Raw genomic sequence first — 20,818 nt, forward strand, 5'->3', positions numbered from 1 at the left:
CGCATGCAAGCCATTCAGCCCTTGCCAGTGAACAAAAATCCATATTTTCCCTACCGTATAATCTCAGAAAGGCTGTTTTTGATCTGCGCAGCCACATCCGGCTTATTCATGGAATAAACGTGAATGCCGTTCACATGGTTTGCAATCAGGTCGATGATCTGCTCCGTCGCATAAGCAATACCAGCCTGCTTCATGGCTGCAGGGTTATCCCCGAAACGGTCTACGATTGCCTTAAAGCGTGCCGGAAGGTAAGTGCCGGACATGGAACAGATGCGCTTGATCTGGGCTACATTGGTCACCGGCATGATGCCTGCGATCACCGGAACGGTAATGCCCTTCTCACGAACCCGGTACAGGTAATTGTATAAAATATTATTGTCAAAGAACATCTGGGTAGTCACGAAATCACAGCCAGCCTCAACCTTTTCCTTCAGATGCTGAATATCCTCGGTCTTGTTTACAGATTCCACATGCCCCTCCGGATAGCAGGCAGCGCCGATGCAGAAATCGCCGGATGCCTTGATCTCAGCGATCAGCTCAGACGCATAGCGGTAATCCTTCTCTACCTTGCCGTCCTTCGGGATATCGCCGCGCAGGGCCAGCACATTTTCAATGCCCTCTGCCTTTAACTGGTCCAGAACGGAATGCACCTTCTCCCGGGTAGAGGATACACAGGTCAGATGCGCTAACGGGGTTACACCCTTTGCTTTTAAAGAAGCAGCAATGTCAACTGTGTACTGGCTGGTTCCGCCGCCGGCACCGTAAGTAACGCTCATGAAAGCCGGATTCAGCTTTGCAATCTCGGAAGCGGCTGCCTCTACAGACTCATATTTATCCTCCGTCTTCGGTGGGAACACCTCAAAAGAAAGTGTCGGTTCGTTTTTTGCAAGAATATCTCTGATCTTCATCGGTATAAAATCCTCTCTTCATACTAATTTAAAAAATCCCTATCAATGCGTTCACCAGACCGCCCACCAGACTGATGATCCAGAACAGAACCACAATGAACACATACAGAAAAACCAGTTTTTTCACCGGATTTTGGGTTTTCGCATCCGTTTTTTTCGCGGTCATTTTCCTGTCAGCAGTTTCCGTTGTTCGCGGAGTGTTCACTGCAGGCTTTGCTGGTTTATATGCCGCCTTTTGCTTTCCGGTCCCGTTTTTCACAGGATCCGGGTCTTCGTTGTGATAGCTACAGTGCGTTTCATGCTCTGGATGGCGCTCATTCAGATAGTAGGTTACATTCATATACACCGGGTCCTTCACCCAGGATCTGCATGCACTGCAGTAATGGGCATGTTTCATCACCTGGTCGCACACCGGACAAATTCGCTGCATCATAAAATGGCACCCCCTCACGCGATTGCTGTTAATGTTTACGCGGTACGCAAACAATTTGTTCTTTAGTATAACATAACATTTTGATATTTTCCATGTAAGGAAGATATTATTTTCATTTTACAATTTTTTGCAGTATAATCCTTCTATATGATAAAATCTATCCTCCTTAGCTAGCAGAAAAACAAAAAAAAGACAACATCCGTGAATAGGAGCGTATGCTTATGGACTTACGACAGCTTGAAAATATCCGCATGATCGCAGAGACAAAAAGTATCAGCAAGGCGGCGAAAAAGCTCTATCTGACACAGTCGGCCTTAAACCAGCAACTGATTCACTTAGAGGAAGAGCTTGGGATCCAGCTTTTCTGCCGCGGCAGGAACCATTTCCAGATCACGGAAGCCGGGCAGATCTACTTAGACGGCGTGAACCGGATTCTGGATATCCGCAAGGACGTTTACAACCGTATCAGCGATCTTAGCCAGCTTCAGCGCGGCTCCATCCGGCTCGGGCTTATGGCAGACCGCGGCATGTCCATTTTCTGCAGTATTTACCCGCACTTTTATGAAAAATATCCGGATATCCACCTTACCCCGATCGAGGCGCCCGTTTCCGAACAGGAGCATATGATCGGTACCGGAGAACTGGATATGGGAATTATAACACTTCCCACCGAACAACTGACACGCAATAACTATACGCATATTTACAAAGAGGAACTGATTTTGATCGTGCCTGCCTCCCACCCGCTGGCCGCCCAGGGTGCCCGCTTTACCACAGAGGAAGCACTTCCAGAACTTCTTCCTGAGATCTCGCCAAAACAATTTAAGAATGATCCGTTTATTCTCATGCAAAAAACCTCCACCATGCGCAGTCTGATCGACCGCAGCCTGGAGGAGGCCGGTTTTCATCCGTCCATTGTAATGGAAACACGAAGCAGCTATTCTATTTTTAAAATGGCACAAGTCATGGGATGCTGTTCGATCATCCCACGTGCCTATGCCTGCCCGACAAAGCGTCTGGTTTATTTTTCCCTTCCTGGTCATCCGTCCTGGGACTTTGTCGCAAGTCATCCAAAAAAAATCTATTTGAATGAGCCTTGCCGTTATCTGATCCAGCTGATGAAAGATTACTGGAGCGAATCACCTTACCTGTGCGACCATAAGAAGGAAGAGGACATGGACTAAACCTTTTTCTTTAGCGGATATCTTCTGCCGGAAGTGCTTCAATCCGGCAAGTTCCAAGGTAAACCGTTTCCATGGAGGATTTCACATAGTCTACAATTGACTTTACAATAATATCGGAATTGCGGATGCCGCGGCTTCCCATGGTTACCGCGATCTGCATTCCCGGACGGATTTTTCCAGATATTGCAGAATCATCCAAACGTTCCGCTTATGCCCTGCACGGCAGCGGCACATCATCCACGTTCTGATATTTATATGGAATGTAGTATTCCTTGTGTCCAAGGCGTTCAGCATTGGTCTCCTTGCCTTCGCAGACAGCCTGTACCAGGTCTGCAAGCTCCAGGGATAATTCATCCAGGCTCTTAACACCAGAAATGGCATCTCCTGCACAGAAGTCCATATCATCTGACATACGGTTATAGGTCACGATGTTTCCGGTAATCTTTACCAGCGGGGAAACTGCACTTCCGACTACGCTTCCGCGTCCGGTAACCAGAAATACTACCTGGCATCCGATCGAGATCAGGTCCATAAGTCCCTCACTGTCGTTCGGGTTGGTTTTTCCAAAGCCCATGAAATACGGATCCGGAGTACTGTCTAACAGCCACAGGCCTTTTTTATCCGGCTTGCAGGAAACCTTAGTCACGCCCACGATCGGTTTGGTACCGCTCTTGATGGTCGCGCCCATGCTCTTTTCCTCGATCGTGCTTAAACCGCCCACAAAGTTTCCAGAGGAAATGGAAAACTGGTGAATGGAACGGCAATGATCCAGCGCTTTCTCATAGGTCGTATCCAGCTTCTCGCGGACCTCATCGGTTGCTGCGCGGTCCATAAGCATCTTCTTTAATCCAACTGCTTCCACGATTTCTTCAAAGACTGCGGTTCCGTTCCAGTCTACCAGCCGGTCAAAAAATCGTCCTACTGTGGCATTTCCTGCCAGACCGGAAGTATAATCCGATCCGCCGCACTCACAGCCCACGATCAAGTCTGCAAAACCCATCGGTGCGGTCGGTGTATTCTCCAGTGTCTTTAAAAATTCCTGAACGCGCTTCATGCCGTATTCAATGGATTTTTCTGTTCCACCCATCTCCTGAATATAGAAGCCGTCTGCTTCCTTTCCTGCCTCTCTTGCCTTCTGCGCCAATGTCTTTGGCTGAGTATACTCGCATCCAAGTCCTACACCAAGCACGGCTCCTACATTCGGGTGACGGACCAGTGCTAAAAGCATCCGCACCGCATACTGGTTATCGCAGCAGCCGGTAAAGCCGACAACCTCTACATCCTTGCGGTTTGTTCTGCGCACGATTTCCTTCGCAACAAAGGATGCACACTCTACGGTATAAACAACAAGTACTTTATTACGGATTCCCATACGGCCATCTTTTCTCACATAACCGTTCCAGCGAACGCTCTGATAATCTTTCTTCTCCATGACATTCTCCTCTTTTTCTTCGATATTCCGAATGATTTCCCGCAGCTCCATGCTGTCTGCACTGCCACGGGTTTTCTTTTTCACCGGTCTGCGACTAAACCTGCGTCAAATATACTGGGTATCGCTCGGTGCCCCGGTATGAATATCCAAGGTTGAAGAACGCGCATCATACAAACTCTTCATGTTCTGAAGATGCACCCAGCTTCCTTCCGGGATATCTGCAATGGCTTCCCCGATCACCGTTCCGTATTTCACGATCGGTGTTCCTTTTTCAATGAACTGTAATGCAACCTTATGTCCAGACATTACCGTTTCCAGGCAGTTCACACTCTTTTTATCTCCTGCCCCGTTGATCCAGGCAATTCCTGGTTCCAGATCCTCCAGTGCAGTTGCCACATTATCTTTTTCCGTTACCCGGTAAATATACTGTTTTTTCTCACTCATGTTTTTCCCCTCTCAATCCAGCTTCGTTAATGGAAGTTCGTCTCCCAGATACGGCACATAACGCTTAAATCCTTCTGCATATTTGATCGGTCTTCTTCCTCTCGACCAGTCATTTGCCTGTACGCCGCGGTTTAAAGCACAGCGGGTATAGTATTCCACCAGCTGCGGCTGTGCTGCAAACAGCTTAACTGCCTCGATCTTCTGCTCAAAAACATCTCCGATATCTACATAAGTGTCCATCTGGAAATGATTAAATTCGGAATGCGGCATTGTTGTCTCAAAGAAGAACAGATCTGGAATGAAATGCGGGTCCGTATCTGGAAGTGCACCGCGCATTCCTGCTGCGCTGATCGCACGGACCACTGCCTTTCCTACAATCTCATGGTCCATGTTGAACGGATCATCAATCCAGTGGGTCAGTACCACATCCGGTCTGAGTTTCAGGATCCGGTGACCAAGATCCCGGATCTGGTCTGCGGAAAGCACCAGCGGATAATCGCCGCAATCAAAGAAATGTATCTCTTTAACTCCAAGGAATTTCGCCGCATTCTGCGCTTCCTGTTTTCTGCAGTCCTTTACTTCCTCTACATTGGTGCCCGGGTGATTTTTCCAGTAAGCACCGGACTCTCCGTGCTCGCCAAAGGTGTAAGCAAATACCGTTACCTCCCAGCCCTTCTTCACGTACTTCAAGATCGTTCCACCCGACCGTGTGCACCAGTCAGCTCCATGTGCACTTACTACCAACATTTTTTTTGCCATTTTTACTCACTCCTGTGTTTTTCCTGTTCTGTGTTTCGTTCTATGTGACTTTTTTTATCATCTCACCACGCGATTTCTTGTGATGCCTTTATTATAAAAACAGACTTAATAAAAATCAAACGCAGGGATTTTCTAAGCTTAGTAGGAATTTTAAGATAAACAATATCGCACAGTAAACACAAATGGGCCGGAAGGTTCCGTCCCCGCCGAATGGCGGGGACGAAACCTTTCGGCCCTCGTTCGTTACTGTGTGATATTGTTACTTCAATACCTCGATCGCGGCCTGCACCTGGTTATCCCGGTCTAGCGGGACATCGTACTGTCCGATGAGGTCTTCGTCGAGCTGCTGCTCAACTTCCACATCCGGAGTCAGGCCTTTTTTGTGAAGGTCATGTCCGGCCGGAGTATAGTAGTGGGCAGTCGTGATCTTGACTGCAGAACCGTCCGTTAACGGGATCAGGCTCTGTACGATTCCTTTTCCGAAGGAGGTAGTTCCGACCAGCGTTGCTGCGCCGTAGTCCTGGAGCGCACCGGCAAATACCTCTGCCGCGCTGGCAGACTGCCCGTTGATGAGAACGACGATCGGAACATTCAGCTCATGATCGTCTGCCTTCGGGAATACGCCGTCTTCAGTATCGGTTCCCCTGATATTGTGACGGGTTTCTCCGTCCTGGCTGTAATAGCGTTCTTCCTGACCGGTCTTGGTCGCGGTGGAAAGAATGGTTCCATCGTGCTGGTTTTCCGGCAGAACATAAGCGGCCATCTCCACGCAGGAGGTTACCACGCCGCCCGGGTTGTCACGCAGATCAATGACCAGGCGTTCCATACCCTGTTGTTCCAGATCTGAAACGGCATCGATAAACTGCTCGGCCGTCACGGTGTCAAACTGGGTCACCAGGACATAGCCGGTCTTATCCGGCAGCATCTGGTGCTCTACGGTTGCCACCTCTACCATGCGTCTCTGGATATGAAGCGGGATTTCTTCGGTTCCGCGCAGCACCGTCACATCGACATAAGAGCCTTCCTCACCGCGGATGTATTCCTGAACCAGAATATCGAGCTCTTCCTCAGTCGCAGAGATATCTTTTACTTTATAAATGATATCGCCCTTCTGCATCCCGGCTTCTTCCGCCGGGGAACCCGGGAATACCCGGAGTGCCGTTACAATCCCGGTCTGGACATTCTTGCTCACCAGGACACCGATGCCGCAATACACACCAGAGGTTTCTTCGGTTAAGGAGCTGTACTCGTCCGGAGTGTAATATACTGTGTACGGATCATCCAGTCCGGCCAGCATTCCTTTATAGATGCCGGTCTCCATCTGCTCCGCATCTTCATCAAATAAGAAGTAGCGGTCTATGATCTGCTGCAATACGGAAATTTTTGCATCGACCTGCTTTAAATCCACCTGGGTGCGCACCGCATCGCTTCCGGTTTTAGAAGCTTCTGTGTCCTTAACCTGGCTTTCGATCACCGTCCGCCCGATCACGGAAATGCCGGTAGCTACGCCTACAATACCAAAGCCCGCGAGTGCAGTCACAAGGGAACCTGCTAAAACGCCTTTCCAAAATTTTGACTTTCCTTTATTTTCTTTCTCCAATGATGTCACCTCGTTTATTCTGTTTCCCTTTACGGACTCACGTAGGACTGCGGATTTACATACCGTCCGCCGGACCGGATTCCAAAGTGCAAATGGGAGCCTGTGGAATAACCGGTGGAGCCTACCTTTGCAATGGTCTGGCCCTGTTTTACCGTCTGTCCTTCCGAGGCCAGCAGCTGGGAGCAATGCATGTATACCGTATATACACCGCCTCCGTGGCTGATCATGATGTAATTTCCCGCAGAATAGCTGTAGGTCGATACGACAACCGTGCCGGATGCTGCCGCCACAATCGCTGCCCCGGTCGATGCCGGGATATCGATTCCCTGATGGTTGCTGGACGCTCCCTTGGTCGGTGAGGTTCTGCTTCCAAAACCGGAAGAAATTCTGCTGCTGGATGGACATGGCCACTTAAAGCTAATATTCCCAAGACTGGCAACATTATACGATGCGGCTTTATCCGTAGCGGAAACCTTTTTTCCCTCGGCCTCTGCTTTCTTGCGCGCCTCTTCTTCTGCCTTACGGGCTGCCTCAGCCTTCTTGCGCTCTTCTTCTTCCTTGCGCTTGATCTCCGCCTCGATCTGCTTGATCTTGTTTTCCTGCGCAGCCAGATCGGCATTGTACTGGTCTACCTGGCTCTGGGCGGTATCGATCTGACCGGCATAGCTCTGCATTTCCTTGTTTTTCTGGGCACGCAGCGTCTTGACCGACTCCTGCTTGGCCTTGGTCTTCTCCTGCATATCCACAAGCGCTGCTTTATCGTCCTTTAATTTCTGTTCTTCATCGGCGATCGCCTGGCGGGTTGCCGCATACTCATCCAGCTTTTTCCGGTCATAGCTTGACATCTTGTTGATGTACTCTGCCCGGTTCATCAGCTGCACCATATCCTCCGACTGGAACAGCATGTCGATATAGTTCGTGTTTCCCTGCTCATACATGTATTTGATGCGCAGCTTCATATCGGCATACTGCTTATTCTCGGTTGCCTTAGACTGTTCTAAGGCAATTCCGGTATCGGCGATCTCCTGTTCCTTTGTGCTGATCTGGGAGGACAGCTCATCTAACTCTCCCTCCAGCTTTGTTAAGTTTCCATCCAGCTCCTTAACGTACGCTGCCGCGTCGTTCTTTAAGCCCTCCAGGTTCTTGATGGTCGCCTGTACCTTTTTCTTTTCCTCTTCGATGGAGCTGACTTTCTTTTTCGCCGCCTCCACATCCTGTTTCGTTGCGTATGCTGTCTGGAAGGAAGACACCGCCATGGCCGCGCCAAGCAGGGCAGCCGCAATGCGCTTTCGTATTCTTTTCAGACTGCGTTTGTCCGCAGCTGTAACATCTCTATTGTTTTTATGCATGCTTACACCTTCATATACTTACGGATGGTGAAAAAACTTCCGAAAAAGCCGATTCCCACACCAAGGATCATGGCTGCCCCGATCATAAGCGGATAAATCTCCCCGACCGGAATAAAATAGAACAGGTCAGACAGCACATGGAACCGCTCAGACAGATACACAATGCCCCTTGTGTAAAGGAAATAATTCCCGATTAACGGGATCAGTGCACCGACCAGTCCGATCATCACACCTTCTACAATGAACGGTGCGCGGATCATGAAGTTGGTTGCCCCGATCAGGCGCATGATCTGGCACTCCTGCTTGCGGAATGCCGCTGCCACGGAAATGGTGTTGTTGATCAGGAATAACGATACCGCCAGCAGCACGCCGATGATCAGGGAGGATAATACCCCGATCACGCGGTTAAACCCGGCAAAGCCTGCCACAGCCGTATTGGAATAGTTGACCTGACGCACACCGTCTAAGCTCTGTAAGTAAGCCACCAGCTCATTCTGCTGGGAAATATCGTTTAAAAAGATCTCGTAGGAGGCAGAGCCTGCTAACGGGTTATCCTCCGCGAAGCCGTCTGCCAGTTCCTCGTGACCTGCAAAATATTCTTCCTTAAAGGAATTCCAGGCATCCTCCGCAGAAATATAATACATCTCACGGATCTCCGGCCGCTGGTGGATGATTTCCCCAAGGCCCTGGATGTCTTCTTCCGTTAAATCTTCATTGAACAGCACCGTAATACCAACGGTACTTTCCACATGCTTCACCATGTACTGGATGTTGGCAATAATGGAAAAAAACAGGCAAAACAAAAAAATACATGCAGAAATCGTCGCCACAGAAGCAAGCGAAAACCAGATATTTCTGCATATATTCTTCATTCCCTCTTTCATGCAATACCAGAATGTACTAATCTTCACGGTTTGATCCACCCTTTCTTTCGTCACTCACCAGACGTCCTTTGTTCAGGGTGATGACCCGTTTGCCCATCTGGTCTACAATTTCCTGACTGTGTGTTACGACCACAACCGTAGTTCCAAGTGCATTGATCCGCTCGAGAAGCTTCATGATCTCTGTCGCATTCTCATGATCTAAGTTTCCGGTCGGCTCGTCTGCAAGAAGTACCTCCGGCCGATTGATCAGGGCGCGGGCAATGGCCACACGCTGCTGCTCTCCTCCGGAAAGCTGCTGCGGATAGCTTTTGTACTTTGCGGAAAGTCCAACCAGCTTTAACATCTGCGGAACGTCTTCCCGGATCTTTCTGGTAGAAGCACCCACCACTCTCTGGGCAAATGCTACATTTTCAAATACTGTCCTGTCCTTTAACAGGCGGAAATTCTGAAATACAACGCCAAGCTTGCGGCGGTATTTCGGTATAAAACGGCGCGGCATTTTCTGAAGGTCCATATCGTTGACGATAATGCGCCCGGAGGAAGGTTCTGCCTCTTTCATCAGAAGGCGGATCAGGGTTGATTTTCCTGATCCGCTCCGTCCCATAATAAAGACAAACTCCCCGTCCTGGATGCGGATGTCAACGTCCTTTAACGCCTTGCTTCCATTCTCGTAGGTTTTGCTTATATTACGAATTTCTATCATGATTAATAATCCAGGTTCTCCATGTATTTCATATACTTTACAACCATCAGCGCGATCTTGAAGGTAATGGCATCCTCAAATACCCGAAGGTCCAGTCCGGTGCTCTTCTGGAGCTTGTCGAGACGGTAAACCAGTGTGTTTCTGTGGATGTAGAGCTGACGGGATGTCTCAGATACGTTTAAGCTGTTCTCAAAGAACTTATTGATGGTAGTCAGAGTCTCCTCGTCGAACTCATCCGGGGACTTGCCATCGAAGATCTCGCGGATGAACATGCGGCACAGCGGCAGCGGCAACTGGTAGATCAGGCGGCCGATTCCCAAAGTTCCGTATGCAACCACGTTCTTGCCATTGTAGAAGATTTTTCCTACGTCTAAGGCCATCTTCGCCTCCTTGTAGGAACGGGAAACCTCCTTGATATCGTTGACCACGGTACCGTAAGCCACACGCACCTTAGTCATAGCCTCAGAGCTTAACATATCGAGGATGACACTGGCGGTCTTATCCAGATCTGCATAGTCCTCGTTCGGCTTTACCTCTTTTACTAAAATGATGTTCTTTTCATCGACCGCGGTGATAAAGTCCTTGGTCTTGGTCGCAAACAGGCTGCGGACCGTCTCAAGCGCATTCACATCCTTCTCCTGCTTGGTCTCGATCAGGAAAACGACTCTGCGGACATTGGTCTCAATGTGTAGCTTTTTCGCACGGTTATAAATGTCAACTAACAGCAGGTTATCAAGAAGCAGGTTCTTGATGAAATTATCCTTATCGAAACGCTCTTTGTAAGCGACCAGAAGATTCTGGATCTGGAACGCTGCCAGCTTTCCGACCATGTATACATCGTCACTGCTTCCTTTTGCAAGCAGAATATATTCCAGCTGATGCTCGTCAAACACCTTGAAGAACTGGTAACCCTGGATCACCTGGCTGTCTGCCGGTGAATCCACAAAGGAAAGAATGGAATTTTCATACTCTTCTGCCTCTGGAAATGTGGAAGCCAGCACCTTGCCCTCTGTGTCGCAGATACACAGGTCAATCCTGGTGATCCCCTTCAGGCCATCAATGGTTGTCTGAAGAATCTGGTTTGAAATCATAATATTCACTCCTTAATCCTTATTTCGTAATACCGCCCCGTTTTGTAAAATCGCACAAACTTGAAAGGACCCTTATCGTATATTTTAATGCACTTTGCAGAAAAAAGCAAGCAAGTATCCAATACCTGCCTGCCTTTTTTAAAGTTTTATTGTCTATATTCAATAAAATCTTTCTAAAAAATATCCCATACATCAGGATATTTTCTTTGCAAGTACGTTCAGAAGCTTTGCTCCTTCTTCCCGGTCCTCGTCCTTCATCGACCAGAGCTTTAAGATTTCCAGACGTCCCGTTTCTGTTAAGATGCGCTCCAGCTCTTCTTTTGTGTATTCACAGAAGTACCGGCCACTTCTCTGTCCTTCAAAGTCCCCTTCCTGAAAGGAAAGGAATAAGATTCCGTTCTGGCACAGTGCCTCGGTCAGTTTTTCCAGGATAGCAGGCAGCTCCTCCTCCGGCACATGGATCAGTGCTTCGTTGCCCCAGATGCCGTCAAACGCATCGTCAAACTCCATATCCGCATAGTCCATGCACAGCACCTCCAGTCCTGTGTGGATCTCTGCAAGTTTGCACATTTCCTCGGAAGCATCCAGTGGAGTTACATCGAAGCCCTGCTCATAAAATGCCAGGCTGTCGCGGCCGGAGCCGCACCCGAGATCTAAGATGGTGTCGCCGTCGATCTCACGGAGTTCTTCTAAAAACTCCTCCCGCTGCGACTCCATGTCACGGTCTACCGTATCCTCAAAAATTCGCGACGCATACTTATTATAGTATTCTATCGTGTCCAAAACTATCCTCCTATATTCTCTCTATGGTTTTCTCCGTAATACGGATCTTATTTTCTTTCAGTAATTTGCCGACTGCACGCTTAAATGCATTCTTGCTCAGCTTAAATTCCCGCATGATGGTTTCCGGTCTCGCCTTGTCATTGAACGGCAGAACCCCATCAAACTCATCGATGACCTTTAATACCAGCTCGGCATCCTCATCCATCTGCATGTAAGCCTTCTGACGCGGGCTTAGATCCAGCTTGCCGTCATCGCGCACCTTCACAACACGCGCCTCGATGACATCGCCCAGATGGAAGTCTCCGTAGAGCTCCTTCTTCGGGATGAGTCCGTAATAGCGGTTATCGACTGCCACAAACGCACCGAGATTCTCGTTGATCTCGTAGATGGTTCCCTGCACCTTGTCATCCTTCTTGTACGGAGACTCTGCGCTCATGTAGGAATACACGTTCATGGTTGCTGCCAGTCTCTGGCTCTTGTCCACATAAAGTGCAACCAGACAGTTTTCGCCCTGACGCACCTTGTGGTTCTGCTCCTTAAACGGAAGCAGCAGGTCTTTCTCCAGTCCCATGTCGAGGAATGCGCCAATCTTAGCTACATCCTTTACGGTCAGGACTGCAGTCTCGCCAACCTGTAATTTCGGACGGTTGGTCGTTGCAATAAGGCGGTCCTGGGAATCCTTATAAACAAACACTTCCAGGCTGTCGCCCACCTTCGTGCCTTCCGGCACCTGTTTTTTCGGCAGGAGCACCGAATTCTTATCGGTCTGGCTCTCACCAAGATACACTCCGAATTCTTTTTCTCTCTGAACTACAAGGGGCTGTATCTTTCCTAATTCAATCATTTGGTTCTCTCTTTCTGGTCGTTCCTTCACGACCGCTTACCAGCCCGCAGCCATGCTGTTCACGCAAGCGTGCCCAGCATCGTGATTTTGCCGATGCTTCGCATTCCAAATCGGCAAAATCTGCTGCCACAACTGTATTGTACGGAATTTTCAGCGCAGAAAATTCCTACTCTGAACAGTAACTTCGCAGCCACACAATGGCATAAGGCTTTCCTTCTGTATCACACAGGGCTATGGTATAGCACCCTGCCTCCACGCTGACGCGTGGGATGATCTGGTCGCCAAGGACTGCCGCCTTTTTGTACTCCACCCTAAGTTCCCGGATGCAAATTCCTGCCGGCAATACCTCGCGTGCGATTTCCACATACTGGGCATTGTTCACATGGTGGTTGGTATCGATGTGATGCGCCGCCACCGCAATGACCGGATATTCCTCATATTCGGCCGGAACCGGGATCCTGCGCGGTGCATAGTCCATCGGAAGCTTTTCTTCCTGCCCGATGCCGTAAGCCGCCACATCTTCCTCCCCGACACGTACCGGACAGCCGGATTCCGTGTCAAAGAAAAACCAGTTAGAATTGGCCCGCACCAGATAATTGCCCTCCGGGTCCTGGATCGTAAAATTACGGTACCCGTAAATGCCCTTAAAATCATATGGCCAGGTACTCACCACGATCTGCTCCCCAAGCTTCGGATAACGGTCCACAATGATCTGCCAGGAAGATAACAGCCATGCACGGTGCTTCTTTGTCAGGTAATCGATTCCCTGGTTTAAATCCTCCGACTGAAACGTCGAACAGTCCTGCAGATAATTGATCACCCCGGTCAAAGAAAGCTTCCGGTCCTCATCTACCTCGCTGTAGCGCACCCGGCTGTCAAATGAATACATGGTAGTCCTCCTTCTGGTCATAACCCTTCTACTGTCTTTTCATAGCTCATTTATTCTGTAAAAAGTCCGTAAAATGGAAATCGTCCCTTATTATCTCACATTCCTCGTGGATTCACAACTGTTTTTCCAAAAGAATTGCTATAACTTTTTTTATCATGTATACGCATCTCGCAGAATGTTTTATTGTATTGGTAAAAAATTTCCTGTTATGCAAAAAAGCTTCCGAAAACCGGAAGCTTTTTCTTAGCTGGGCTACAAGGATTCGAACCTTGAAATGACGGAGTCAGAGTCCGTTGCCTTACCATTTGGCGATAGCCCAATAATAAATCGAATATGAAGTTTTTGAACTGGGCTACAAGGATTCGAACCTTGAAATGACGGAGTCAGAGTCCGTTGCCTTACCATTTGGCGATAGCCCAATAATAAATCGAATATGAAGTTTTTGAACTGGGCTACAAGGATTCGAACCTTGAAATGACGGAGTCAGAGTCCGTTGCCTTACCATTTGGCGATAGCCCAATAATAAATCGAATATGAAGTTTTTGAACTGGGCTACAAGGATTCGAACCTTGAAATGACGGAGTCAGAGTCCGTTGCCTTACCATTTGGCGATAGCCCATCGCTGCAACGAGTGTTATTATATACGATGCTGCCTGTTTGGTCAAGCACTTTTTTCAAAAAATTTTATTTTTTTCAAATTTCCTGAAAAAGTGCCTGATTTACACAGGTTTTTAAGTCCTGTTTCTTTCTTATTTTCTATCATTCTATATCATTTTTTATACTGCCGTTTTCTTCACCGGTTTGGGAATCCTTTTTCCCGGGATCCTCTTTCTCTGTTTCCGCCGTACTGCTTTTCTCGTCAGAACCATATCCAGAACCGGTTCCTGTTTCCTGTTTTTGAGGCTGCTTCCACGGCTGCTGCGTGTCTCCATTTGCGCTTGTACCTGCATTTACACTTGTATCCGCATTTGTGCTTGCATTTGTACTTGCATTTATATCAGCATTTGCGTCCGCAGTTTCCTTGTTTTTCCCACCTGCATCCTCTTTTGCGTCCCCAGAGTCCTTTTTATCTTCTTCTGAGGTTTTCAGTTCATCCGCGATCTCTGGCGTATCAAAATAGCCTTTTACCGTGGTAGCCGTGCTGTCACCCTTTCTGGTAATACCGCCCAGTACAAAGCTGTAGGTTTTTCCACCCTCCAGTCCCTTTGTCTCCACGATGCAGGAATCGCTTTCGGTTTCCCCGATCAGCGCCGCATAGGAATTTCCTTCCTCATCCCGCACTGACACCGTCGGATTCTTCCAACGGACATAGTCTTCAAAATAAATGTAGATGCGGTCTTCCTCATAATCCACATAGTCAATCTTTACTCTGCCCTGCCGGATTTCCTCGGTTTCCGGTTCTGTCTGGGAATCTGCCGGTGCTTCAGATTCAGAATGTGCGCCAGCAGCAGTTTCTGTTTTTTCTGGCAGCACTTCGGAAGCTTCCATTTCTGCACCACTGCCGGCTTCTTCCCCGTTTTCTTCCAAAACTTCTTCCGAGGCTTCTCCTGCCGGTTCTTCTACGTTTCCCGGCGTTTCTGTGTTTTCCCTGGTCTGAGAGGTTTTCGCCTCATCTGCAAACGCTCCCAGAGCCAGGGAGTTCTTCGTGATCTCCCTGGCGATTTCTTCCATATTCATGGTGGAAAGCCGTTTCATATCGTCTTTCGTCAGATTCTGGTTCTGATCGATCAGTTCCTTTAAAAAATAAGCCTTTCCATAAGAGATCCCGTAGGTATCTGCCAGACTGCGGACTTCATCCTCCTCGATCACCTGCTGGTCATAGACCACAGCATTCACCTGGTTTTCCTGCAGAGTCTGTTCGATGTCCTCCACCACGCTGCTGCGCAGCGCCGATGCCTTCCGGACACTGTCATTGCTGACAGTGACCAGGATCGCATTGTCCAGATCGTCTAAATAACCATGCGTCACCATAGAACCAATGACTGCATTGACTGCCACATTAAGCTCTACCCCTTTCAGGTCCATATCTGCCATGATGGCCTCTGCATCCTGATTGAGCGGCTCTGCCTTTAAAATGCGGTTTTTACGGCTGATGGAAAGCTCCACACTGGGGTTGACATCGATTCCGATCACCGAGTCGATCTGCCGGTTCTGGTACTGGTAATGCCAGGCACCTCCCCCCGCAGTCACCAGGCACAGACACGCTGCCGCCGCCACAGCCATACCCCGAATGCGGCGCTGCAGGGTTATGATCTTTTCCTGGCCATGATTTACTTCCGGCTTCTGCTGCGGCACAGAAAGATCAAGCTTTCCAAAAATATCCGGAGTGAGCACATCCATGGCCGATCTTAAATGCTGTTCGATTTCCTTTTTCTGCTGATTCCTGCCCATACGTACTCACCCCTCCTCTCTCAGATAATTTTGAAGTTTTTTCATGGCCCGGTTATATTTTGACAAGACCGTAGGCAGCGGCATGCCAAGCCCGGAAGCGATCTCCCGGTGCTTTAATCCTGAAGACGCATGCAAAAGAACGATCTGGCGCTCATCTTCCTTTAAAATCTCCAAAGCAGCCTTCAGCATCATCGCATCTGTCATCTGCTCAAGTGGAAGGCAAAGCTCCCCCGTCTCCTCACCAGACAATTCGTCCAGCCCGATGTCCGCCATGCGCTTCTGGTCCCGGAACTTCATATAACACAGATTCCGCGCAATGGTAAACATCCACGCAAGGGGCTTTCCCTGGGGCTTGTAGCTGCCCGCGGAGATCCAGATTTTCAGATAGGTTTCCTGCAGGACCTCTTCCGCATCCTGCGGATTCTTCAGGATCGATAATATAAAACTGTATACACTCCTGTCTGTATCCAGATAGAGCTGGTGAAAGGCTTCCCGGTCACCCTTTGCTACCTGTCTTAAAAGTTCCTCTTGCTTCAATCGACTGTTCCTTTTCCTTCCTCACAATCATTTAATGCATCCCCGGCAATTCTTATTGCAAAAAATAGCAATTTTTCCTGCCACTGGCGCCATTCATTCTGGGCTGCCCCACTGTTATCCCTGGTATTCTTCCTGCCGGTAGCTGTTTTCTACCGTAACAATGCAGGCGCAGCGTCTATCCCGCTCACGCACTTTTTCACAGACCTGCCTGGTCAGCTCTTCCCGCATCTGTCTGGTATAATCACGCGGTACTACCAGATCAAAGATCAGGTTTATGCGGGCCGGACTCTGGGCAATGCGGAAATCATGCAGCGTCAGGCGGGAATCCAGATGGAGGATCACATCGATAGCCATTTCTTTTAAAATTGCCGCCAGCTCATTGTCTGTCTCGACCGGATCCATATGGATGACCAGAAAAATCCCAAGCTTTTCCAGTGCATCCCGTTCAATCTGGTCTACCACTGCATGGGACGTCTCAATATCAACCTTGCTTGGCACCTCCGCATGGATCGATGCCATACTGCGGCTCGGCCCATAGTTATGCACGATCAGGTCGTGGCTGCCGATGATTCCGTCATAGCTTTCCACAAAATCGGAAATCTTTTTGTAGACCTCCGGGTCAATGGCCTCGCCAAGGAGCGGTGCCAGTGTATCCTTCGCAATGTTGATGCCCGCGATCAGCACCAGAACCGAAACCACCAGACCGATGATGCCATCGATATTAATATGGAAGAAGCGGAATACCAGAAGTGAGACGATCGTTGCCGAGGTTGCCCCCACATCGCCCAGGGAATCCGCTGCGGTCGCCATCATCACCGTGGAATTAATCTTCTTTCCCAGCTTCCGGTTATAGGAAGCCATCCACAGCTTGATCAGCACGGAAAGCACCAGAATCCCAACTGAAAACAGGCTAAAGCTCAGCGTTTCCGGATGCAGGATCTTTTCAACCGCTGTTTTTAAGAGTGAAAAGCCCACCTGGACAACCAGAAAGGCAACCATAAAGGCTGCAATATACTCCATGCGCCCATGTCCAAACGGGTGCTCCTCGTCTGCCGGTTTTTCTGCCATGCGCACCCCGACAAACCCAATGATGGAGGATGCCGCATCCGATAAGTTATTGAAGGCATCTGCCATAACCGAAATACTGTTTACCAGAAACCCCGCAAACAATTTAGAGCTGAATAAAAACAGGTTGCAGCAGATTCCAAGAATACTCGCTAGCATCCCGTAAGCAGTCCTCACCTTTGCATTTTCTACATTTTCATAGTCTTTTACAAACCGTTTCACTAAAAAATTGATCATGATTTTTTTAACGCCTTACCTTCCTCACACAGCCTTTACTCGTAAAATACTTTCTTCAGGCAAAGGCCTTCTGCCGGTGCCGTATAACCAGAAGCCTGACGGTCCAGTGCCGCAAGAACCTCCGGCATCGTGCCTGCATCCCGCTTTCCAAGTCCCACCTCGACCAGGGTTCCCGTCAGAATGCGTACCATATTCTGTAAAAAGCCATTTCCTTCAAATTCCAGCTTCACCAGACTGCTGCCCGCATCCTGCTTTACGTCAATCCGGTAAATGGTCCGCACCGTAGACTTTTTCATCTTTTTATTTCCGCAAAAGCTCTTGTAATCGTGGGTTCCGCAAAGCAGGTCTGCCGCTTTCTGCATGGCTTTCACATTAAGTGGCTGGCCAAGTCCATAACAGGTCCGGCGGGAAAATACATTGCGCTTTGCCCCGGTTTCGATCTGATAGGTGTAGATTTTCTTCACTGCGCTCAAGCGGGCATGGAAGCGCTCCGGCGCCGGTGTCAACTCGGTTACGGCAATATCGTCTGGGAGATACTGATTGCAGTAATCACGGATCCAGTCTACCACAGCGAACTGTTTCCGATCGTGATCCCCGTTTTTGTGCCAGTCATTTTTCTGGTTTTTTTCCTGATTCTGGCCGCCATTCTGATTCTGGCCCCCCTCCGGCTTCCACCCGTCCGGCAGGTGAAAGTTCGCCACCTGCCCCATCGCATGCACACCGGCATCCGTGCGTCCGGAGCCATGCACTTCCACAGGAAATCCCGTCATGCGCGCTAACACCTTTTCCAGCTTCCCCTGGATTGTATTTTCGGTGTTGCCCTGCTTCTGCCAGCCGTCATAGCGGGTGCCTTCATATTGTATGATCATTTTATAATTCTGACTCATAAACGCTCCTTAATCAGATAAAATCACATCAGCAGACCCAGAAATGCCGCCGAATGGCGGCATTTCGTGGCCTGCTGCTTTTTAATCAAACTTATTTTAGAATCCCACACGCCTCAATCGCAGCGATGCCCTTCTTTAACTCCGGCTCATCCTGCACGAGTGCCATGCGCACATAACCTTCTCCGGATGGTCCGAATGCGCTGCCCGGTGTAACAAGCACTCCGCTTTTCTTTACCAACTCCACTGCAAATTCTTCAGAGCTCGTAAAGGATTCCGGGACCGGTGCCCATACGAACATGGTTGCCTCCGGTTTTGGAATCTTCCAGCCGATGGCATTTAAGCCATCGCAGAGCACATCGCGGCGTTTCTCGTAAGCTGCACGGGTTGTCTCCACACAAGTCTGGTCACCAGTGATAGCTGCAACTGCTGCCTTCTGGATTGGAAGGAACATGCCGTAATCCATATTGGATTTGAGAAGCTTCAAATGCTTTACTACCTCCGGATTTCCCACACAGAAGCCGATTCGCGCGCCAGCAAGACCATAAGTTTTTGACAGGGAATTGAACTCTACGCCAACCTCTTTTGCCCCAGGGAAACGAAGGAAGCTTCCGCAATGTTTTCCATCAAATACCAGTTCACTGTAGGCATTGTCGTGAAGGACAATGATATCGTACTTCTTCGCAAATGCGATCAGCTCCTCATAGAAGGAATCCGGTGCCATAACAGCGGTCGGGTTGTTCGGATAGGAAACGATCATGAATTTTGCACGCTGTGCCACATCCTCCGGAATATCGGAAAGGCGGATCACATAACCATTTTCCTTCTTCTGCGGCATATAATAAAGCTCAGCCCCAGCCAGACGCGGACCATCTGCGAATACCGGATAGCACGGGTCCGGAACTAACACCAGGTCACCCTCATCCACAATAGACATGGCAATGTGAGCCAGTCCCTCCTGGGAACCAAGCAGGGAACAGATTTCTGTGTCCGGATCCAGTGCTACACCGTAACGGCGCTCATACCAGCCGGAAACCGCCTGCAGCAAATCTTTCTGGTCATTGATCGCGTAAATGTAATTGTTTTTATCGGCTGCCTCTTTGCAGAGCACGTCAAGAATATGTTTCGCCGGCGGAATATTCGGCGCACCGATACTCAAATCCAGCACACTCTCCCCGGCTTCCAGTCTCTGGCGTTTCATCTCGGCAAGTCTGGAGAATACACCCTCTCCAAACCGGTTCATTCTATTTGCAAATTTCATAATTTTCTCCTCCGTAACTCCGGCACATATCCAAGCTTTGCAACCGCCTGAAACATTTTGTGTCATCTCATATTTTCATAAAAGATTAGGCTTATTCTACCACAGTTTTCCACAAAAGTCTCGACTAACTTTGCTTTTCTTCCGTCTTGCTGTATACTAAGAACAGCAGATCATCGGACGCATCATGGATGCCGCCCCGATATGCAATGCAACAAAAAAGCACGTTCATCCCGGTTTGCAAAAATTCCAACCATACCAACGTGCTTTTTAAACCCAACTATAAAATTTACCGTAAAGGAGTCCATCACCATGCTTACCATCGGATGTCATCTTTCCTCCTCCCGCGGCTACCTCGCCATGGGAAAGGATGCTGTTAAAATTAATGCCAACACCTTTCAGTTCTTCACCCGCAATCCACGCGGCGGAAAAGCAAAGGATATTGACCCAGAAGATGTCGCGCAGTTTCTTGCTTTCGCAAAAGAACACGGAATCCACCAGATTCTGGCACATGCCCCTTATACCTTAAACGCTGCTTCTGCCGACGAGGGCATCCGCGGCTTTGCCCGCCGCACTATGGCCGATGACCTCTTGCGCATGGAGTACACCCCGGGAAACTGCTACAATTTTCACCCGGGGAGCCATGTCAAACAGGGCATGGAGGCCGGCATCACCTACATTGCCGAAATGCTAAATGCTATTTTAAAGCCAGAACAGACCACCACTGTTTTACTGGAAACCATGGCCGGAAAAGGAAGCGAAGTCGGCGGCCGCTTTGAAGAACTGCGCGAGATCATCGACCGCGTGGAATTAAACAGCCATCTGGGTGTCTGCCTGGACACCTGCCACGTCTGGGACGGCGGCTACGATATCGTAAACCATCTAGACGAAGTCCTCGCCGAATTTGACCGGATCATCGGTCTGGAGCGGCTTCGTGCCATTCACTTAAACGACAGCTTAAATCCTCTTGGCGCCCACAAAGACCGCCATGCAAAAATCGGGGAAGGCTGCATCGGAAAAGAAGCGTTGATCTGCGTGGTACAGCACCCGGCGTTAAAGGATCTGCCATTTTATCTGGAAACACCAAATGAATTAGATGGGTATGCGGCAGAGATTGCGCTGATGCGGGAGCATGTAAAATAA

General features: G+C 49.1%; 21 protein-coding genes and 4 tRNA genes. 2 read left to right on the top strand and 23 right to left on the bottom strand.

The annotated features are described in order from the left end of the window. Nucleotides 1-50: 50 nt before the first annotated feature. Both metF and DW922_RS07345 read right to left on the bottom strand, forming a co-directional pair. Nucleotides 51-908 carry a methylenetetrahydrofolate reductase [NAD(P)H] gene (gene metF, locus DW922_RS07340; protein WP_118720160.1) on the bottom strand — a complete coding sequence of 286 codons (858 nt, stop codon included), beginning with the start codon at nucleotides 906-908 and terminating at the stop codon, nucleotides 51-53. Nucleotides 909-936: 28 nt separating this feature from the next. Next, nucleotides 937-1,341 (bottom strand): hypothetical protein, encoded by a 405-nt coding sequence (locus DW922_RS07345; RefSeq protein WP_118726191.1) that lies wholly within the window; start codon nucleotides 1,339-1,341, stop codon nucleotides 937-939. 221 nt (nucleotides 1,342-1,562) lie between these two features. On the opposite strand from DW922_RS07345, the gene DW922_RS07350 reads away from it, so the two are divergent. After that, nucleotides 1,563-2,525, top strand: a complete 963-nt coding sequence (locus DW922_RS07350) for a LysR family transcriptional regulator (protein ID WP_195715024.1) — start codon at nucleotides 1,563-1,565, stop codon at nucleotides 2,523-2,525. Nucleotides 2,526-2,535: 10 nt separating this feature from the next. Here DW922_RS07350 and DW922_RS07355 read toward each other — a convergent pair whose 3' ends face one another. The 21 genes from DW922_RS07355 to DW922_RS07455 form a co-directional block, all read right to left on the bottom strand. Continuing rightward, nucleotides 2,536-2,724, bottom strand: a complete 189-nt coding sequence (locus tag DW922_RS07355) for a hypothetical protein (RefSeq protein ID WP_118720154.1) — start codon at nucleotides 2,722-2,724, stop codon at nucleotides 2,536-2,538. Nucleotides 2,725-2,733: 9 nt separating this feature from the next. After that, nucleotides 2,734-4,041, bottom strand: coding sequence for a UxaA family hydrolase (locus DW922_RS07360; protein WP_347560278.1), 1,308 nt, complete (start codon nucleotides 4,039-4,041; stop codon nucleotides 2,734-2,736). 21 nt (nucleotides 4,042-4,062) lie between these two features. Beyond that, nucleotides 4,063-4,401, bottom strand: coding sequence for a UxaA family hydrolase (locus DW922_RS07365; protein WP_118726193.1), 339 nt, complete (start codon nucleotides 4,399-4,401; stop codon nucleotides 4,063-4,065). 12 nt (nucleotides 4,402-4,413) lie between these two features. Continuing rightward, nucleotides 4,414-5,160 carry a PIG-L family deacetylase gene (locus tag DW922_RS07370; RefSeq protein ID WP_118726194.1) on the bottom strand — a complete coding sequence of 249 codons (747 nt, stop codon included), beginning with the start codon at nucleotides 5,158-5,160 and terminating at the stop codon, nucleotides 4,414-4,416. 259 nt (nucleotides 5,161-5,419) lie between these two features. Next, a complete protein-coding gene (locus DW922_RS07375; protein WP_243032113.1) occupies nucleotides 5,420-6,700 on the bottom strand; it encodes a S41 family peptidase in 1,281 nt (426 codons plus the stop codon). Between the two features lie 89 nt (nucleotides 6,701-6,789). Next, nucleotides 6,790-8,109, bottom strand: coding sequence for a M23 family metallopeptidase (locus DW922_RS07380; protein WP_118726196.1), 1,320 nt, complete (start codon nucleotides 8,107-8,109; stop codon nucleotides 6,790-6,792). A 2-nt stretch (nucleotides 8,110-8,111) separates the two neighbouring features. Continuing rightward, entirely contained in the window at nucleotides 8,112-9,020 is a 909-nt protein-coding gene (gene ftsX / locus DW922_RS07385) for a permease-like cell division protein FtsX (RefSeq protein WP_118720148.1), read from the bottom strand. Further along, entirely contained in the window at nucleotides 9,010-9,696 is a 687-nt protein-coding gene (gene ftsE / locus DW922_RS07390) for a cell division ATP-binding protein FtsE (protein WP_118726197.1), read from the bottom strand. Before ftsE ends, ftsX begins: the two co-directional genes overlap by 11 nt. A 2-nt stretch (nucleotides 9,697-9,698) precedes the next feature. Then, the gene (locus DW922_RS07395) at nucleotides 9,699-10,787 is read right to left on the bottom strand and encodes a helix-turn-helix domain-containing protein (protein WP_118726198.1); all 1,089 of its coding nucleotides are present in this window, start codon (nucleotides 10,785-10,787) and stop codon (nucleotides 9,699-9,701) included. A 192-nt stretch (nucleotides 10,788-10,979) separates the two neighbouring features. After that, nucleotides 10,980-11,570 carry a class I SAM-dependent methyltransferase gene (locus tag DW922_RS07400; protein WP_118726199.1) on the bottom strand — a complete coding sequence of 197 codons (591 nt, stop codon included), beginning with the start codon at nucleotides 11,568-11,570 and terminating at the stop codon, nucleotides 10,980-10,982. Nucleotides 11,571-11,580: 10 nt separating this feature from the next. Further along, on the bottom strand, nucleotides 11,581-12,414 hold the full coding sequence (locus DW922_RS07405) for a S1-like domain-containing RNA-binding protein (RefSeq protein WP_118544063.1): 834 nt from the start codon (nucleotides 12,412-12,414) through the stop codon (nucleotides 11,581-11,583). A gap of 166 nt (nucleotides 12,415-12,580) precedes the next feature. After that, nucleotides 12,581-13,303 (bottom strand): acyl-ACP thioesterase domain-containing protein, encoded by a 723-nt coding sequence (locus tag DW922_RS07410; protein ID WP_118726200.1) that lies wholly within the window; start codon nucleotides 13,301-13,303, stop codon nucleotides 12,581-12,583. Between the two features lie 247 nt (nucleotides 13,304-13,550). After that, nucleotides 13,551-13,622, bottom strand: a tRNA-Gln gene (locus DW922_RS07415). A 28-nt stretch (nucleotides 13,623-13,650) separates the two neighbouring features. After that, nucleotides 13,651-13,722 (bottom strand) — tRNA-Gln (locus DW922_RS07420). Nucleotides 13,723-13,750: 28 nt separating this feature from the next. Beyond that, nucleotides 13,751-13,822, bottom strand: a tRNA-Gln gene (locus DW922_RS07425). A gap of 28 nt (nucleotides 13,823-13,850) precedes the next feature. After that, nucleotides 13,851-13,922, bottom strand: a tRNA-Gln gene (locus tag DW922_RS07430). A 140-nt stretch (nucleotides 13,923-14,062) separates the two neighbouring features. Beyond that, nucleotides 14,063-15,694 (bottom strand): hypothetical protein, encoded by a 1,632-nt coding sequence (locus tag DW922_RS07435; protein WP_118726201.1) that lies wholly within the window; start codon nucleotides 15,692-15,694, stop codon nucleotides 14,063-14,065. Nucleotides 15,695-15,700: 6 nt separating this feature from the next. Next, nucleotides 15,701-16,231 carry an RNA polymerase sigma factor gene (locus DW922_RS07440; RefSeq protein ID WP_118721398.1) on the bottom strand — a complete coding sequence of 177 codons (531 nt, stop codon included), beginning with the start codon at nucleotides 16,229-16,231 and terminating at the stop codon, nucleotides 15,701-15,703. Nucleotides 16,232-16,345: 114 nt separating this feature from the next. Continuing rightward, nucleotides 16,346-17,533 carry a cation diffusion facilitator family transporter gene (locus DW922_RS07445; RefSeq protein ID WP_118726202.1) on the bottom strand — a complete coding sequence of 396 codons (1,188 nt, stop codon included), beginning with the start codon at nucleotides 17,531-17,533 and terminating at the stop codon, nucleotides 16,346-16,348. A gap of 35 nt (nucleotides 17,534-17,568) precedes the next feature. Beyond that, a complete protein-coding gene (gene truA / locus DW922_RS07450) occupies nucleotides 17,569-18,420 on the bottom strand; it encodes a tRNA pseudouridine(38-40) synthase TruA (RefSeq protein ID WP_118726203.1) in 852 nt (283 codons plus the stop codon). Between the two features lie 91 nt (nucleotides 18,421-18,511). After that, complete coding sequence (locus tag DW922_RS07455; protein ID WP_118726204.1) at nucleotides 18,512-19,678, bottom strand: aminotransferase class I/II-fold pyridoxal phosphate-dependent enzyme; 1,167 nt, start codon at nucleotides 19,676-19,678, stop codon at nucleotides 18,512-18,514. A gap of 309 nt (nucleotides 19,679-19,987) precedes the next feature. On the opposite strand from DW922_RS07455, the gene DW922_RS07460 reads away from it, so the two are divergent. Then, nucleotides 19,988-20,818 (top strand): deoxyribonuclease IV, encoded by an 831-nt coding sequence (locus DW922_RS07460; RefSeq protein ID WP_118726205.1) that lies wholly within the window; start codon nucleotides 19,988-19,990, stop codon nucleotides 20,816-20,818.

Source organism: Clostridium sp. AM42-4 (genome assembly GCF_003480105.1).
Taxonomy (GTDB): Bacteria; Bacillota; Clostridia; order Lachnospirales; family Lachnospiraceae; genus Brotaphodocola.